This window comes from Christiangramia oceanisediminis, from assembly GCF_022570735.2.
Taxonomy (GTDB): domain Bacteria; phylum Bacteroidota; class Bacteroidia; order Flavobacteriales; family Flavobacteriaceae; genus Christiangramia; species Christiangramia oceanisediminis.
The window spans coordinates 494,042-508,595 of record NZ_JANCNS010000001.1 but is presented as its reverse complement, the minus strand read 5'-3'; the positions used below and the strand labels follow the sequence as shown (position 1 = coordinate 508,595).

Sequence of the window (14,554 nt, the reverse complement as noted above, 5' to 3'; positions counted from 1 at the left end):
CAGGCTGAATTTGCGGGTCACACTTCATAAAATCTGGTATAGGCCCTCTTTGGTCTATTGCGTTGTTAAATTCGTCTTAAAACAATTAAAAACTAACTTTTATGAAGGTCAAAATTTTCACCATGCTGAGTATGCTTTTAAGCGTATTTGCGTTTGCTCAGACTGGGACTTTGAGCGGTACCGTAATCGATGCTGCTACTGGTGAGCCGCTTCTTGGCACCAATATCATAGTTCGGGGAACCAATACCGGAGCTACTACAAATGAGAACGGATATTACGAACTGGACCTGGAAGCAGGTGATTATACCATTGATATTTATTTTATAGGTTACGAAACCCTAACAAGAAATATTACCATGGAGGCGGGACAGGATATGACGCTGGACGCCAGTCTGCAGCCTTCGGCATCTGTAATGGATGAGGTGGTTGTTTCTGCTAACCGTAGACCACAGAAGATCACCAGGGCTCCTGCTACGGTGAACGTGATCTCTTCAGAACAGATCGAGGCATTTGCCGGACCAAACCCGGGAGAGCTTGCTGCCCGCCAGAAAGGTGTGGATTTTGTTCGTTCGGGGGTTCAGGGAACCGGGATCAATATTCGCGGATTCAACTCTGCTTTTAATTCCAAGAACCTGCAGGTTGAGGATGGCCGTATTTCAAGTTTGATCGCTACCGGCCTTCCGCTGGGGTCTTTCACGACCATTACCAAAGAAGATATTGAAAGAGTGGAGATCATTCTTGGGCCTAATGCTGCACTTTACGGACCAAACGCCCACAACGGATTGGTGAACACGCTAACCAAAGATCCAAGAACATCAGAAGGTCTGGACCTTGTGGTAGGGGCCGGTAATCAGAGCCAGTTAACGGCAAGAGGAAGATATGCTCAAAAAGTAAACGATAATTTCGCGTTCAAGGTTTGGGGTGAAAGAACCCAGGGAGAAGAATTCGAATATGTAGATTCAGTATATGTGGGAACGCAGGCCTATGATGAGCTGGACCTGGACAGGGATTTCTCAACTACCAAATTTGGAGCCGCAACCTATTTTACCTTTAATGAGACCAGCGACCTTATCGCTTCTTATGGCCACAGTAACAACTCGAACCTTGGGGTGACCAACGCGGGTAGAAACCAGATCAAGGACTGGTCTATCGATTACCTGCAGTTAAAATATGTATCTCCTCATTTCTACGGAAACCTGTATCATACCTGGAGTAAGACCGAAGATACTTATGCGATCAACCAGCGTACCCAGAACTATGTGTCTTTCATCAATAACGGTTTCTCTGAAGAAGAGGCGAGGGAGCGTTCCTTTACCGAACAGTGGTTCCCAATAGACGGTTTCCCTAATGGCGGGGTTTCACTTCCAAGAGGTTCTGTATTTGAAGATGCTTCAACAAGGTTGAATGCCGAAGGACAGTATAATAATAACATTGGAAATCTTACTTACGTGGTAGGAGCGCAGTACCAGCAGGATAATGCCGATTCTAATGGGACTTATCTTCTGGATCAGGATGGAGGAATTACCATCGACCAGGTTGGGGTTTACGGACAACTGGAATATACTTTCGAAAAGGCCGATCTTGACCTGCTTTTCGTAGCGCGCTACGACAACCATGAATTATATGGTGGCAATTTCATTCCGAAAGCAGCACTCGTTAAAAACTTCGATTTTGGAAGCTTCAGGCTTACTTATGGCCAGGGTATCGCTGCTCCATCAATTCTGAACCTTAGCGGAAATCTTTTTGGAGGACTTGTACTTGGTAACGGGGAAGGATTTACCCTGGAAGATGGAACCGAAATTCCCGAATTGCAGGTGGAGACCATCAAATCCTGGGAAGTTGGATATAAAGGAAAACTTTTAGGCGATAAAATATATATGGAAGCAAACGCCTACTACAACAGGTCTGAGAACTTCCTGAGTCCGTTAATTAATATCTCTGCAACTTCACCGGTTGCCACCAGGGGAGGAACTCCAATTGGAGAACTCATTCCTGGTTCAGATGGATCATTCGTACTCACCTACCTCAATTTTGGGGAAGTGGATACCTATGGAGCAGACCTTGGGATCAATTACTTCATCAACGATAAGAACAGGTTATCTTTTAACTATTCTTATTTCGATTATAGCCTGGACGAAAATGATCCTGCCAACGATGCGAACCGTGATGGGCAGGTATTGGAGACCGATCTGCCGATCAACACACCTCAGAACAAATTTGGACTAGGTTACTATTACAATGGTTCCAAATTCTTCGGGTCACTTTACGGTAGATATGTACAGGAATACGATTTCTTCTCAGGGATCAATATCGCTGCGGAAACCCAGGATCTTGACGGGGATGGTGTCAACGAGATAGTTGAAAATGCCAGAGTAGGAAGAACCTGGAACTATGGACCGCTAGGAGGATTCTTTAACGTAGACCTCACAGCTGGTTACAGGTTCAGTGAAAAATGGACACTTGGAGCATCGATAACCAACCTTTTCGATTCTGAAGTAAGACAGTTCGTTGCTTCGCCGGCGATAGGAAGATTGTACATGGTAGAGCTTAAGTTTCACCTTCCGGTAGGAGGTAATAAATAAAAAAATCTGTTACAGCATGATCTGTAGAACAGAATTGAAGAATGGGATTAGCCTGGAATACCTTGATCAGGGAGAAGGGGAGGTAGTTCTCCTTCTCCACGGGTTAGGATCCACTAAGGCCGATTGGGATATGCAACTGGATGCGCTTTCGAAGCACTTTCGCCTGATCGCTCCCGATATGCGTGGGCATGGAAACTCCAGTATCCCTGAACATTCAGAAGAATACGGTGTGGAACAGTCGGCGCATGACATGAAATTGCTAATGGACGAGCTTAAGATCGAGAAATGCCATCTAATAGGATTCTCAATGGGAGGTGCCCTGGCTTTTGAATTAGCGGTAAAGCATCCCGGTTTGGTCGATAAACTGGTCATCGTCAACACCGCACCAAATTTTAATAATCTCGGTGAATTCGGTGAGCAGATGATCGCCGAGAGAACGAGTTCGTTAAAGACTTACGGTATGAAACCACTGGCAGAACAGGTGGCTGGCAATATGTTCCCCGAAGAATCACAGAAACATTTAAAAGAGGCCTTTTTTGAAAGGGCCAGTAAGAATCCCGTTGATGCCTATTATAATTCATTCGTGACCCTGATGCAATGGGGGATTGGTGACAGGATCTCGGAAATTGATAAACCTGCACTTGTTATAGCTTCAGACATGGATTATACACCGGTTGAATTGAAACAAGCCTATGTAGATAAAATGCCGAACGCCAGGCTGGAAGTCATAAAAGACTCCAGGCATGGAGTGACCATGGACCAGCCGGAGCAGTTCAATTCAGCGATCTTAAAATTTTTAAAAGGATGAATAGAGTAGCGCTTATAACGGGGAGTACGAGCGGAATTGGAAAATCCATCGCTATCGCTTTTGCTCAGGCTGGTTACGACATCATGTTCCATGGTCTTGAAGCTAACGGGCAGCAAATCGCCGATGAGATTGGTGAAAAATATAAGGTAAAAACTGGCTTTTCGAATGCCAATCTTATGGACCAGCAGGCAATTGGTGATCTCATTGATTTTGCTGAAAAGACCTTCGGCAAAATTGATGTGTTGATCAATAATGCGGGAATCCAATATGTTTCAAAAGTAGAAGAATTTCCGCTTGAGAAATGGAACAATATCATCGCTGTGAACCTGAATTCGGTATTTGTAGCCTCCAGGGCTGCATGGCCTGGGATGAAAAAGAATGGTTTTGGCCGCATCATCAACGTGTCTTCTGTACATGGGATACGCGCTTCAGAATATAAAAGCGCCTATGTTTCAGCAAAACATGGCGTGATTGGCCTCACCAAGGTCCTTGGACTTGAAGGTGCTGGTGACAATATTACCTGTAACGCCATATGCCCGGGTTATGTAAAAACACCTCTGGTTGAAGGACAGATAAAAGACCAGGCAAAGGCTCATGGACTTTCAGAAGAAGAAGTCGTAAAAAAGGTCATGTTGAAAAAACAGGCCGTGAAGGAATTCATTCCGGAGAAAAAGATTGCAGAGCTGGCCTTATTTCTGGCGGCAGAAGATGCCTCGGCCATAACCGGCTCGGCATATGTGCTGGACGGGGGCTGGAGTGCTCAATGATTTATAGTTTGTTTAGGTTGAAATAGGCAGGGCGTAAATTATTTGTCCTGCCTATTTTGTTATCAGTTAAAATGAACAGAAATTCTCTGTCACAATCAGGAATCACGGTATATTCGCATAAAAATTTGCCATGCGCTGGATCATCCTGTTGGTCATTTATTTGATAGTTGACATTTATGCTTACCAGGCTGTAAGAAGCCTTTCCAAAAATACCTGGATCGCCATTGCCTATTTTGTGCTTTCTCTCCTGGTGATCGCGAATCTTTTTTACCAGTTCAACCAGTCTTCTGGAGGAGGAACCTTTGCCGGCGCAAGAGGCTATGCGATAGGCCTTTTTCTGGCCTTCTTTGCATCTAAGATTGTCTTAAGCGTATTTATGCTTGGGGAGGATATCGTCCGAATTCCGCTTGCCACTTATCAGAAATTATTTGGGTCCAGTGAAAGTTTTTCCATTCCGTCCAGGAGGAAATTTCTAAGCACCGTGGCTCTTGGTCTTGCAGCAATTCCGTTTGCTTCTTTGTTATACGGAATGTATAAAGGACGGTATGACTTCAGGGTGTTACGATATACCCTGTATTTTGATGACCTTCCTGAATCTTTTGACGGGTATCGCATAAGCCAGATCAGTGATATCCATAGCGGGAGTTTTGATAACAAGGAGAAGATACAGTATGGTATCGACCTGCTGAAGGAACAGGATTCAGATCTGGTGGTATTCACCGGGGACCTGGTCAACAACCTGGCTTCTGAAATGGATGACTGGAAAGACCTGTTTTCGAAAGTAAATGCAAAAGATGGAGTTTACTCTATATTGGGAAATCATGACTACGGAGATTATCATAACTGGGAGTCGGGAGACGCGAAAAGGGAAAACCTGGATCGCCTGAAGAAGACACATGCCGAAATGGGTTGGGATCTTATGCTTAACGAAAACCGTTTCATTGAAAAGAACGGGGAACGCATCGCCCTGGTAGGCGTAGAGAACTGGGGAATTGGTGGTTTCAAAAAAGCCGGTGACCTGGAGAAAGCCGGTGAAGGAGTTTCAAATGATGATTTTAAAGTGCTATTGAGTCACGACCCTTCACACTGGGAAGAAGAGGTTAAAAAGCACGATAAGCATTACCACCTTACCCTTAGCGGACATACTCATGGAATGCAGTTCGGCATCGAGATCCCGGGTTGGTTCAGGTGGAGCCCGGTTCAGTACCGATACAAGCACTGGGCTGGAATTTACGAAGAATCAGGCAGGTATATCAATGTGAACCGCGGCTTCGGTTTCCTTGCTTATCCTGGCCGTGTGGGAATCTGGCCGGAGATTAGCGTGATAGAATTGAAAAAGGGTCCTAAACCCGCTTAATTCGAAGAATTTGCTATATTTGATAGTAACTGGCAGGGGCTGTTCTCAAAAGGCCCCGGTTTAAATACTGAATTATGTCAAAATTTGGTGAATTAGTAGATCTTAAGATCCCGGTATTGCTCGATTTTTATACAGAGTGGAATGAATCTTCAGTGGCCATGCATCCGGTTTTACGAGACGTTGCGGCTGCTATGGGAGACAAGGCCAAGGTGATCAAGATAGATGTAGATAAGAATTCACAACTGGCCGAAGCACTTAGGGTTAAAGGTTTGCCCACTTTGATGATATATAAGTCTGGGGAGATGAAATGGCGGCATAGCGGTGAACAGGATGCCAATACTTTAATTGGTTTGCTTAAAGAATATCTTTAAGACTTCGGAATTTGAATCCCTTCTTAGCATAATATACAAGCACTTTCGGAAGAACTTCACGAAGGTTTTTTTCAGCTTTCAGGCTGTCATGAAAAACAATGGTACTTCCTGCAGTTGCGTTTTTAATCACATTCCTATAACAGTTTTCAGCTGAAATCTCCTGGTCATAATCACCGCTGAGCACATCCCACATCAGGATTTTGTATCCTAGCAGGTTCAATTTGCCAGCCTGTGAATTTTTGATGCGGCCATATGGAGGGCGAAAGAGTGGGTAGTTGGGAGTTGTATGTTCGATGGAATTTTTACCGGAATTGTTTTTTGATTCTTGCCTGAAACTTTCAATGTCGCTCATGGCTTCTTCAGCCTTCAGCGTATTTTTAATAAATGCATCCAAAGAGGTTTTCCAGCCGTTTAAATGATTAAACGTATGGTTTCCCACAGCATGACCTTCCTTCAGCAGAAGCTTAAAGATTTCCGGATGTTTTTTCACATTATCGCCAATACAGAAGAAAGTGGCTTTGGCATCATATTTCTTTAGTTCTTCCATAACCCAGGGCGAGACTTCGGGAACCGGGCCATCGTCAAAAGTTAGATAAATAGCCTCTTTTTCCGGCAATCGAGTAATCCTGCCAGGGTAGAGTCTTTTCAGCAATCCCGGATACTTTGCCAGAAATAATTTCATACATGGAAGGTAAAAAAAGAGCCTGAATCATTTCAGGCTCTTTAAAGTCTTATTCTTCTAGAGAGTCGATCGCCAGGGAATCTAATTCTGAAGGAGGGGTGCTACCGTCAAGTCCCTGTTGTAACATTTCTTCGTTGAGCTGGTCTTCGAAAGAAGAGGTCTCTATTTGTTCTTCATCCCGGTAGAAATGCCTGAACAGCTTAAGATAACTGTTAAATTCTTCGGCCTTTTCCCTTACCGTGGCGGCATCTTCATAAACTGAAAGAAGGTTGATGAGCCCGCGATAGCGTTCCATTTCGGTTATGATCTCATCGGCATATAAATACTGCCTGTCTACATCCCAGTTGCTGAAGAATCGAAGATTTTCCTGGTGTTTGGTCACCACCTTTTCCCATATCTCACGTCCCTTTTGAGGTTCGTTCACCTCGTAATAACCGCTGATAAAGGGTTCAAGCAGGGTGTAATAATCATAATATTCAACCGGCATGTTCTCCATTCCAAGATCAAGGATCTCTTCGGCATGGATGGTATCACCTTCGGTAAGTAGGTTTTCTACCAGCCTGGCAAGGTTGCTTCGGTAGGTGATGGAATTCTTACGGGTTTCGGGATCATGGTAAATATCAGGTGATCCCATATTTCCCCAATCCCAGTTCTTTACGATATTGTACATCTTTTCGGTATTCACCCTTCCCATATCGAACGGGTTTCTAGGATCTACCGGTGTTCTTATTGGTACCAGTTTATAAGTAACACCTTCCAGTTGGAGGTAATCTTTCATCCAAAGATAATCTTCGTCTCCAAAGCTTCCGCCAGTGAAATAGATGGGCCTTTTCCAATCATTATTGGCCAGGATGTCAAGCATAAGCAGTCTGTTCTTGTAAAGTACCTGTGTGCCGATCTCGATATCAATATGATCCACGATCTCATCGGCTTCCGATTCATCAACAATATTGTTTTCAAGAACCGTTTGCTTATCAACCGGGATGCGAACGTAACGAGTTGGGAATGTATTGATCATGGTTCCGCTCTGAAGTTCGGCCTGGGTTCGGGGATCGCTATTTTCAATATAGTTCATCCAGGTGCTTATCAGGATGGTATCCTGGGTTACCTCTCGTAAGAAAATGGCATCGTTCTTACCATTGTAAAAGTCGTTGTCCAGTTGTGATGGTACCGGGTCGCTTTCAAAGGCCTTCCGCTTCATCTGGTCTATATACCAGTCGGTAGCCAGCAGGCTGGTGTTAACGATTCGCACATCGGTTCGGTATTTCTCGATTTGCTGAACATACCACAGGGCAAAGGTGTCGTTATCACCTATGGTGAACAGGATCCCGTTCTCGTCTACAGAATCGAGGTACATTTTCGCCATGATAAAGGCAGTATCCCTTCCCGAGCGGTCATGGTCGTCCCAGTTTTCTGAAGCCATCAATACCGGAACACAAAGCAAACTACCTGCTATTACTACGGGTGCGACTATTTTCGGACTAATTGAGGCCTTCAGCTTGTCGTAAAGAGCATATACCCCGAACCCGATCCACATGGCAAAGACATAGAACGATCCAACCAGGGCATAATCCCTTTCTCGAGGTTCAAATGGCCTTTCGTTCAGGTAGATCTTCAGGGCGATTCCCGTAAACAGGAAAAACACCATCAGCACCCAGAAATTCTTTTTATCTCTTTTCAGATGAAAAATGAGACCTATAAGTCCAAGAATTAGGGGAAGGAAATAATAGGTATTACGCGCCTTGTTATTCTTTGCGTCACTGGGCAGGTCTTCCTGCGAACCAAGGTGCATCTCATCAATAAAATTGATGCCGCTAAGCCAGTTTCCATGCAGGTCGCTGTATTTTCCCTGTACATCATCCTGTCTTCCCACGAAGTTCCACATGAAATATCTCCAGTACATATAGCCTATCTGGTATTCAAAAAGATAGCCCATGTTCTTGGCAAAACTCGGTTTTTGAACATCCAGGTAATCACTGAATTGCCTCAGGAATTCATGATAATCTTCCAGGCTGCGTTCCCCTCGCGAATACTGGTTTTTGAATTCATTCACAGCCGAGATCAGTCGGTCTTCGCTTTGATATTCAGGTTTTACGGTGAAGTCCAGCGGACCGGTAAATTCCATATAATTCACTGCATGCTCTGTACTCCACATCCTGGGAAGAATTGCTTTATGGTCGTCGTCCAGGTTTTGCTTGGCGTTCTTATAATCATTAACGATCACATATTTTCCAAGTTCTTCGTCCTTTTCATATTTTGGTTTGGCATCGTCGTATGGATTGTCCGGGTCCAGGCCGGCATACATTTCAGTCCATTGCGGACCGTAGAAAAGGTGGGTCTCCCCGTACTGCTCACGGTTGTAATAGGCGAGCAGCTCTCGTGCGTTATCTGGGCTGTTCTCGTTGATCACTGTAGGCGCGTTACTTCGAATAGGTAGCATCACCCAGCTTGAAAAACCTATCAGTACGAAAAGTATACATAATAAAAGCGTGTTGTATTTATATAGTTCCTTTTTGCGGGTGTAATTGATCAGGAAATAAAAGGCAGCAACGATCACCAATAGCGCAATAATGGTTCCCGTGTTAAATGGCATCCCCAGGCTGTTGGTAAAGAACAGTTCAGAAGCCGAGAAGAACGTGAGGGTATAAGGTAGAAGCAGTTTGAAAATGAACATCAAAACGGCTACCACTACTATATTGGCAATGATAAAATTCTTAACGGTAACTTTTTTATAGTTCTTAAAGAAATACAGAAATCCGATGGCCGGCAAAGTAAGAAGGCCCATAAAGTGAACTCCAAATGACAGGCCAATAACCAGGGAGATCAGGATGATCCATCGATTGCCTCGTGGTTTAAACATATCGCGTTCCCATAAAAGTCCCAGGTAGAACATGACGGACATAAAGCAGGCGGCCATGGCGTATACCTCGGCTTCCACGGCATTGAACCAGAAGCTGTCGCTGAAGGTGAAGGCAAGAGAGCCCACCATGGAGCTGCCCAAAATGGCTATTTTTCGTGTAGAACTTAACTTTTCAACAGGCCCTGCAATTTTCAATATCAGGATAGTGATAGACCAGAACATGAACATGATGGCCACAGCACTGGCAAAGCCAGACATGAAATTGATCATCAGCGCTACCGAACCATTATCGGGGGCAAAAGTTGCGAAGAATGCACCCATCATCTGGTAAAAAGGAGCGCCCGGTGGGTGGCCTACTTCAAGATTCGCAGAAGTTGCTATATATTCACCGGCATCCCAGAAACTTGCCGTTGGCTCAAGAGTAAGCGTATAGGTAGTCAAAGCGATCACAAAAACCAGCCATCCCAGGATTTTGTTCCACTTGCTAAAGTTAAAATCTGTCATAAATACTCGTGTAGTTCTACTAAAGTGGCGAATTTAATAATAAAATGCCGAATGCTTTCAAAACGATGTATAAAAGCGATTATTTTAGGAAAGCTCTGAAAATGAATAGGGCAGTATTTTTAGGCTGAATTTTTTGAATTTTTTCAGGAAAATCTTCAGAAAAAGTTTGTGTAAATTAAAGTTTGTTTTAAATTTGCATCCGCATTTAAGCATTGGCCTATGGTGTAACTGGCAACACGTCTGGTTTTGGTCCAGAAGAGTCTAGGTTCGAGCCCTAGTAGGCCAACAAAGTGCAAAACCCGATCTGAAAAGGTCGGGTTTTTTTATGTCGAATTCTGAAGGGCGGGAAGTTAATCCTGGGCATTTCGTCTTCCCTCAATATAAACTTCGTCTAAGGGAGCCCTGGTAGGCCAACAAAAAGCCCAAACTGAAAAGTTTGGGCTTTTTTAGTTTTCAGTATTCAGTAGTCAGTATTCAGTGTTCAATAATCAGAATTGAGTAAAGTGAGTGTCAGGCTGAGCGGAGTCGAAGCCTTTAAATTAGTCATACATCCTTTCTTTCCATTCTTCGATTTCATGGTTTTGACACCTCTCGCTTTCTTCTCGAAGGAGCCTGTACTGAGCGTAGCCGAAGTGCTCGAAGTGACAGCTTGAGGAGAAAATATTAGTGCATTCGTGGCTTTAAATCTCTCGAACGGAGCCTTAACTGAGCGGAGTCGAAGCCTAACTGATGAAAATTTATCTGTAAAACTTTCGATAGGCCGTTTTTTTAGTTGACAGTCAATCAACTAGGGAATATCAACTTATCCGTGCATCCGTGGCCATAGGAGCCATTAAAAATTTTCATAATTCGTACTTCTAAAATCTCACATCTAAAATCTCACATCTCAATACTAACTACTCCATACTAAAAAAACGATCGCCCTTTCCGAATCACTCCAATGAAATTCAGAAAAGGCGACCTGAAAAAGGCTTATTCAAATTTTTTTTTAAATGAGGTTCACTACTATGAAGATCGTACTTACAAGAAGGCTGAATATTAAGCTATTGAATACGAATTTTGTCTTTAATTGAGCCAGTACGGCAGCATTAAAGGTCATACAAACTATTACCACCGCCATTAACTGCAGCATATTTGCCACACCGTGACCATTCATCAATATCAACATCGCAGCGATCGATCCAAGGCAGCTTGATGCGATAATGGCCAGTCCGGCGTATCCAAGGTACATTTCGTTGAAATCTTCATATAATTTTGTATATAACTTCATGGCTTCGTTTTTTAATTACCATGTAAAAATACCTTGCAGAGTCTTCCTAAAAAATGACGATCCTCAGCTTTTCGATGCTTTGTAAAGATCAGGTGTTCAGTCTTTCAAAAGCCTGTGTCGACAATTCTTCCCGGTGATCTGGATGGGCAATCGAGATAAGGGCTTCAGCACGCTGTTTCAGGTTCCTCCCAAAAAGATCTACCACCCCGTATTCGGTTGCGATATAATGTACGTGCGCCCGGGTGGTCGTTACCCCGGCACCTTCCCTGAGGTAGGGAACAATTTTCGAAATCCCCTTGCTGGTGGTAGAGGGCATGGCAATGATCGCCTTGCCTCCTTCAGAAAGGGCGGCACCTCTTATAAAATCCATCTGTCCTCCAACGCCGGAATACTGAATTTTCCCAATGGTATCGGCACATACCTGTCCGGTAAGGTCGATCTCGATCGCCGAGTTGATGGCCGTGACCTTAGGATTCTGCCTGATGATGGCCGTGTCATTGGTGTAGGCTGCTTCCTTAAAGTGAACGATTGGGTTGTCGTCTATGAAGTCATATAGTTTCTGAGATCCAACCGCAAAGCAGGTAACCAGTTTCCCGGTTTTGATCTCCTTTTCTTCCCCGGTAATTACTCCCTTTTCGATAAGAGGAAGGACTCCGTCTGAAAACATTTCGGTATGAATACCAAGCCTTTTGTGATTGGTGAGATTGTTTAAAACCACGTTGGGTATCCCGCCAATTCCCATTTGTAGGGTAGCTCCATCCTCTATTAAGCCGGCTACATGGGCACCTATCATTTTTTCTATTTCAGTGGGTTGGGTAAACATATGAGCAAAGATGGGCTGATCTACCTCCACTGCGGCGTCCAGCCTGTCTATATGTATGATGCCATCACCGTGGGTCCTAGGGACATTGGGATTGATCTGCGCGATGACAGTTTTTGCATGCTGAATGGCAGGCAGGGTGATGTCTACAGAAACGCCCAAAGAACAAAATCCGTGTTTGTCTGGTGGAGAAACCTGGATAAAGGCACAGTCTAAAGGAAGAATATTCTTTCTGAAAAGGACGTGGATCTCGCTTAGAAAAATAGGAATATACGCTCCAAAATTCGAATTCACGGCTTTTCTAACGTTACCACCCACAAAACAGGTATTGGTCCTAAAAGATTCGTTGTAGGGGGCTTCGGTATACTTCGCATGTCCTTCTGTATGTATTTGGATGATCTCAACATTTCTTAGTTCGGCAAACCTGTCACAAAGAGCATCTATCAGAACGGTTGGGGTCATTGCGGCTCCCTGGAAGAAAATACGCTGGTTGGATTTTATTTTTGCAACGGCTTCCTGAGCTGAAACTATAGGTAGCTTTTTCATGATTGTTTTATGGTTTAGCTTCTGAAATAATTAAAAAGAAAAGGATCTTATTGGTGGTCCAGGTTTAGATTGAATTGAACTTCTATCATCTCATCAACTTCTACCAGACCCAATGCCTTTTTAGGAGGCTCCAGCCCGAAATGACGAATGTTGATCTTAAATTTTCCAATGAAGTGTTCCTTGCTCACAAGTACCGGGAGTTCATAATCTTTCGACTTTCCGGCGAGTTCAACACTTACATACGCCTTATTGTATTCTCCCGGGAATAATTCGATTTTATTTATTTTGATCCTGATCTCTGGATATTTATCACACATTAAAAGATCCTGGAAATCAGAGTTCATTCTTTTATTTCCACAATCAAAACCGTCGGTCCTTAAGGGAAGGTATAGTTCATGAAACCTAAGGAATCTTTCTTCCCGGCTGATCCTGATCTTTTTCCAGCCACTAATCAGCGATATATCGAATACGCAATTAAACTTGTTGACATTGGTACTTCCCGCAATGATCAATTCGCTATCAGGCAGTATCATGATGTTCTCAGTATCGAAATCCTTCTGTGCCTGAAGCATTAGACTAGGCAGTATTATTCCGAGAAATAGAAATAACTTTTTCATGATTCAGAATTTTGAGATTTCCTGAAATAATTTCGGGCAGCGATCCTTAAACCTCAATTTAAGAAAGCTACCCGAAACTTTTTTTGAATCTTAGAAGCTTATTACGGCCTCAAGCATTACTCCATTGAACTGCGCATCTTCAAAAAGGTTGCCAGTTGGATAATCATTATATTCCTGGTTCACGTATTCACCTTTTAAAAGAATGTTCTTTGTTAAGAACCATCCAGCGCCAAGGTTGAAACGGTTTACAGAAACATCATCATCGTTGGCAGTATTATAACGTGCTCCCACAAAGATGTCGTCATCTGTTCCGAAGCGGTAAATAAGCTCTGCAGCATAGTGGTTCCAGGTGATATCTTCTTTTTCTGGAATTGCATCCACGCTTCCACCTGTCGCTACTTCAATTATTCCAAAGAACTCCAGACCACCATATTTTATGAACGGGTTGAACATGAAAGAAGTAAGTTCTTCACCAAAATCAGGGTTAATTCTTCCCGCTCTAAAAGAGCCTTCCATTACGTTGTAATATCTGGTTCCTGCACGGTCACCGGCATAAAGGTACTGAGTACTTCCACGGGAACCATATTGTCTTTGTGGAGAGGCGAAAACAGATCCGGTAAGCCTCAACCTGAAATTATCAGTGATCTGGTTGTCATAACCAAACTTGGCTAACCAGGATAGTTCGGTATCAACTTCGATGGTAGACTGGTTTAATTTACCATTTGTAAAACCTACCATGGCTAACCAGGGGCCACCAAAATAATACACCTCTGCACCAACTTCAGTGGTAAAGCTATCCATCAGGTAGTTACCAATAAAAGGATTATAAAGGGCCATGGCGTTATCGGTTCTTCTGAAGTGAGCATCACCATAGTTATTTTCCATGTGACCAATTTTAACTCTCATGTGGTCCATAAGCCCTTCAGCAAAACCTTTCCTAATAAAGTCAAGTTTGTCTATTTGAATATAACCACCCTTAACATAAGCCTCATTATGGTGCTGAGAAGACAGGTAAGTTCTAAGGTGCATCCTTACCCCGTCGTATAGTGCCACATCAAGGTCAAGGTTGGCAGTTGCCAGGTTAAAGTTTCCTTCAAGGTCATTTAATTCCACCGCACCTGAATTTTCCTGATCCAGATCCTGGAACTGGATGGTGGAAGCACCACCTATTCGTACATGAAGTCCGTCAAAGGTAGAAACGGTATCTTTAGGAGCTTCAAACTGGTTAATTCCTCTTTGATCGCGATAACGGAAGTTGTCAAGGTCACGCTGATTTTGTGCTACAGTTGGCAGCGTGAGCATAGCAATAATAGCTAGAGCGAAATATTTGATTGTAGTTTTCATTGTATTTGATTTTTAGGTTGAGGTTC

The 14,554-nt window shown here is 43.5% G+C and carries 11 protein-coding genes and 1 tRNA gene; 6 read left to right on the top strand and 6 right to left on the bottom strand.

Annotated elements, in window-relative coordinates; all coding sequences use genetic code 11:
• Positions 1–101 precede the first annotated feature (101 nt).
• The 5 genes from MKO06_RS02255 (at position 102) to MKO06_RS02235 (ending at position 5,885) form a co-directional block, all read left to right on the top strand.
• Positions 102–2,582: a TonB-dependent receptor gene (locus MKO06_RS02255; RefSeq protein WP_241550716.1), complete on the top strand. Its 2,481-nt coding sequence runs from the start codon at positions 102–104 to the stop codon at positions 2,580–2,582.
• 16 nt (positions 2,583–2,598) lie between these two features.
• A complete protein-coding gene (locus tag MKO06_RS02250) occupies positions 2,599–3,390 on the top strand; it encodes an alpha/beta fold hydrolase (protein WP_241550715.1) in 792 nt (263 codons plus the stop codon).
• On the top strand, positions 3,387–4,157 hold the full coding sequence (locus tag MKO06_RS02245; protein WP_241550714.1) for a 3-hydroxybutyrate dehydrogenase: 771 nt from the start codon (positions 3,387–3,389) through the stop codon (positions 4,155–4,157). Before MKO06_RS02250 ends, MKO06_RS02245 begins: the two co-directional genes overlap by 4 nt.
• Before the next feature lie 130 nt (positions 4,158–4,287).
• On the top strand, positions 4,288–5,514 hold the full coding sequence (locus MKO06_RS02240) for a metallophosphoesterase (RefSeq protein WP_241550713.1): 1,227 nt from the start codon (positions 4,288–4,290) through the stop codon (positions 5,512–5,514).
• Positions 5,515–5,588: 74 nt separating this feature from the next.
• Entirely contained in the window at positions 5,589–5,885 is a 297-nt protein-coding gene (locus MKO06_RS02235; protein WP_241550712.1) for a thioredoxin family protein, read from the top strand.
• On the opposite strand, the gene MKO06_RS02230 is transcribed toward MKO06_RS02235, so the two are convergent.
• Together MKO06_RS02230 and MKO06_RS02225 are read right to left on the bottom strand one after the other, a co-directional pair.
• Complete coding sequence (locus MKO06_RS02230; RefSeq protein ID WP_241550711.1) at positions 5,869–6,567, bottom strand: polysaccharide deacetylase family protein; 699 nt, start codon at positions 6,565–6,567, stop codon at positions 5,869–5,871. The two genes, MKO06_RS02235 and MKO06_RS02230, sit on opposite strands and share 17 nt — an antisense overlap.
• A 49-nt stretch (positions 6,568–6,616) precedes the next feature.
• The gene (locus MKO06_RS02225) at positions 6,617–9,931 is read right to left on the bottom strand and encodes a DUF2723 domain-containing protein (RefSeq protein ID WP_241550710.1); all 3,315 of its coding nucleotides are present in this window, start codon (positions 9,929–9,931) and stop codon (positions 6,617–6,619) included.
• Positions 9,932–10,144: 213 nt separating this feature from the next.
• Between MKO06_RS02225 and MKO06_RS02220 the strand changes: the two genes are divergently transcribed.
• Positions 10,145–10,217, top strand: a tRNA-Gln gene (locus MKO06_RS02220).
• 702 nt (positions 10,218–10,919) lie between these two features.
• On the opposite strand, the gene MKO06_RS02215 is transcribed toward MKO06_RS02220, so the two are convergent.
• The 4 genes from MKO06_RS02215 to MKO06_RS02200 all read right to left on the bottom strand — a co-directional run bounded on the left by MKO06_RS02215 (position 10,920) and on the right by MKO06_RS02200 (position 14,528).
• The gene (locus MKO06_RS02215; RefSeq protein ID WP_241550709.1) at positions 10,920–11,201 is read right to left on the bottom strand and encodes a hypothetical protein; all 282 of its coding nucleotides are present in this window, start codon (positions 11,199–11,201) and stop codon (positions 10,920–10,922) included.
• An 88-nt stretch (positions 11,202–11,289) separates the two neighbouring features.
• The gene (locus MKO06_RS02210) at positions 11,290–12,567 is read right to left on the bottom strand and encodes an acetyl-CoA hydrolase/transferase family protein (RefSeq protein WP_241550708.1); all 1,278 of its coding nucleotides are present in this window, start codon (positions 12,565–12,567) and stop codon (positions 11,290–11,292) included.
• 47 nt (positions 12,568–12,614) lie between these two features.
• A complete protein-coding gene (locus tag MKO06_RS02205; RefSeq protein WP_241550707.1) occupies positions 12,615–13,184 on the bottom strand; it encodes a YceI family protein in 570 nt (189 codons plus the stop codon).
• 90 nt (positions 13,185–13,274) lie between these two features.
• A complete protein-coding gene (locus tag MKO06_RS02200) occupies positions 13,275–14,528 on the bottom strand; it encodes a hypothetical protein (RefSeq protein ID WP_241550706.1) in 1,254 nt (417 codons plus the stop codon).
• Positions 14,529–14,554 lie beyond the last annotated feature (26 nt).

What these genes read in the sequence shown, in the direction of transcription:
- MKO06_RS02255 (WP_241550716.1), top strand. Translation starts at nt 102, where the DNA reads ATGAAGGTCAAAATTTTCACCATGCTGAGTATGCTTTTAAGCGTATTT.
- MKO06_RS02250 (WP_241550715.1), top strand. Translation starts at nt 2,599, where the DNA reads ATGATCTGTAGAACAGAATTGAAGAATGGGATTAGCCTGGAATACCTT.
- MKO06_RS02245 (WP_241550714.1), top strand. Translation starts at nt 3,387, where the DNA reads ATGAATAGAGTAGCGCTTATAACGGGGAGTACGAGCGGAATTGGAAAA.
- MKO06_RS02240 (WP_241550713.1), top strand. Translation starts at nt 4,288, where the DNA reads ATGCGCTGGATCATCCTGTTGGTCATTTATTTGATAGTTGACATTTAT.
- MKO06_RS02235 (WP_241550712.1), top strand. Translation starts at nt 5,589, where the DNA reads ATGTCAAAATTTGGTGAATTAGTAGATCTTAAGATCCCGGTATTGCTC.
- MKO06_RS02230 (WP_241550711.1), bottom strand. Translation starts at nt 6,567, where the DNA reads ATGAAATTATTTCTGGCAAAGTATCCGGGATTGCTGAAAAGACTCTAC.
- MKO06_RS02225 (WP_241550710.1), bottom strand. Translation starts at nt 9,931, where the DNA reads ATGACAGATTTTAACTTTAGCAAGTGGAACAAAATCCTGGGATGGCTG.
- MKO06_RS02215 (WP_241550709.1), bottom strand. Translation starts at nt 11,201, where the DNA reads ATGAAGTTATATACAAAATTATATGAAGATTTCAACGAAATGTACCTT.
- MKO06_RS02210 (WP_241550708.1), bottom strand. Translation starts at nt 12,567, where the DNA reads ATGAAAAAGCTACCTATAGTTTCAGCTCAGGAAGCCGTTGCAAAAATA.
- MKO06_RS02205 (WP_241550707.1), bottom strand. Translation starts at nt 13,184, where the DNA reads ATGAAAAAGTTATTTCTATTTCTCGGAATAATACTGCCTAGTCTAATG.
- MKO06_RS02200 (WP_241550706.1), bottom strand. Translation starts at nt 14,528, where the DNA reads ATGAAAACTACAATCAAATATTTCGCTCTAGCTATTATTGCTATGCTC.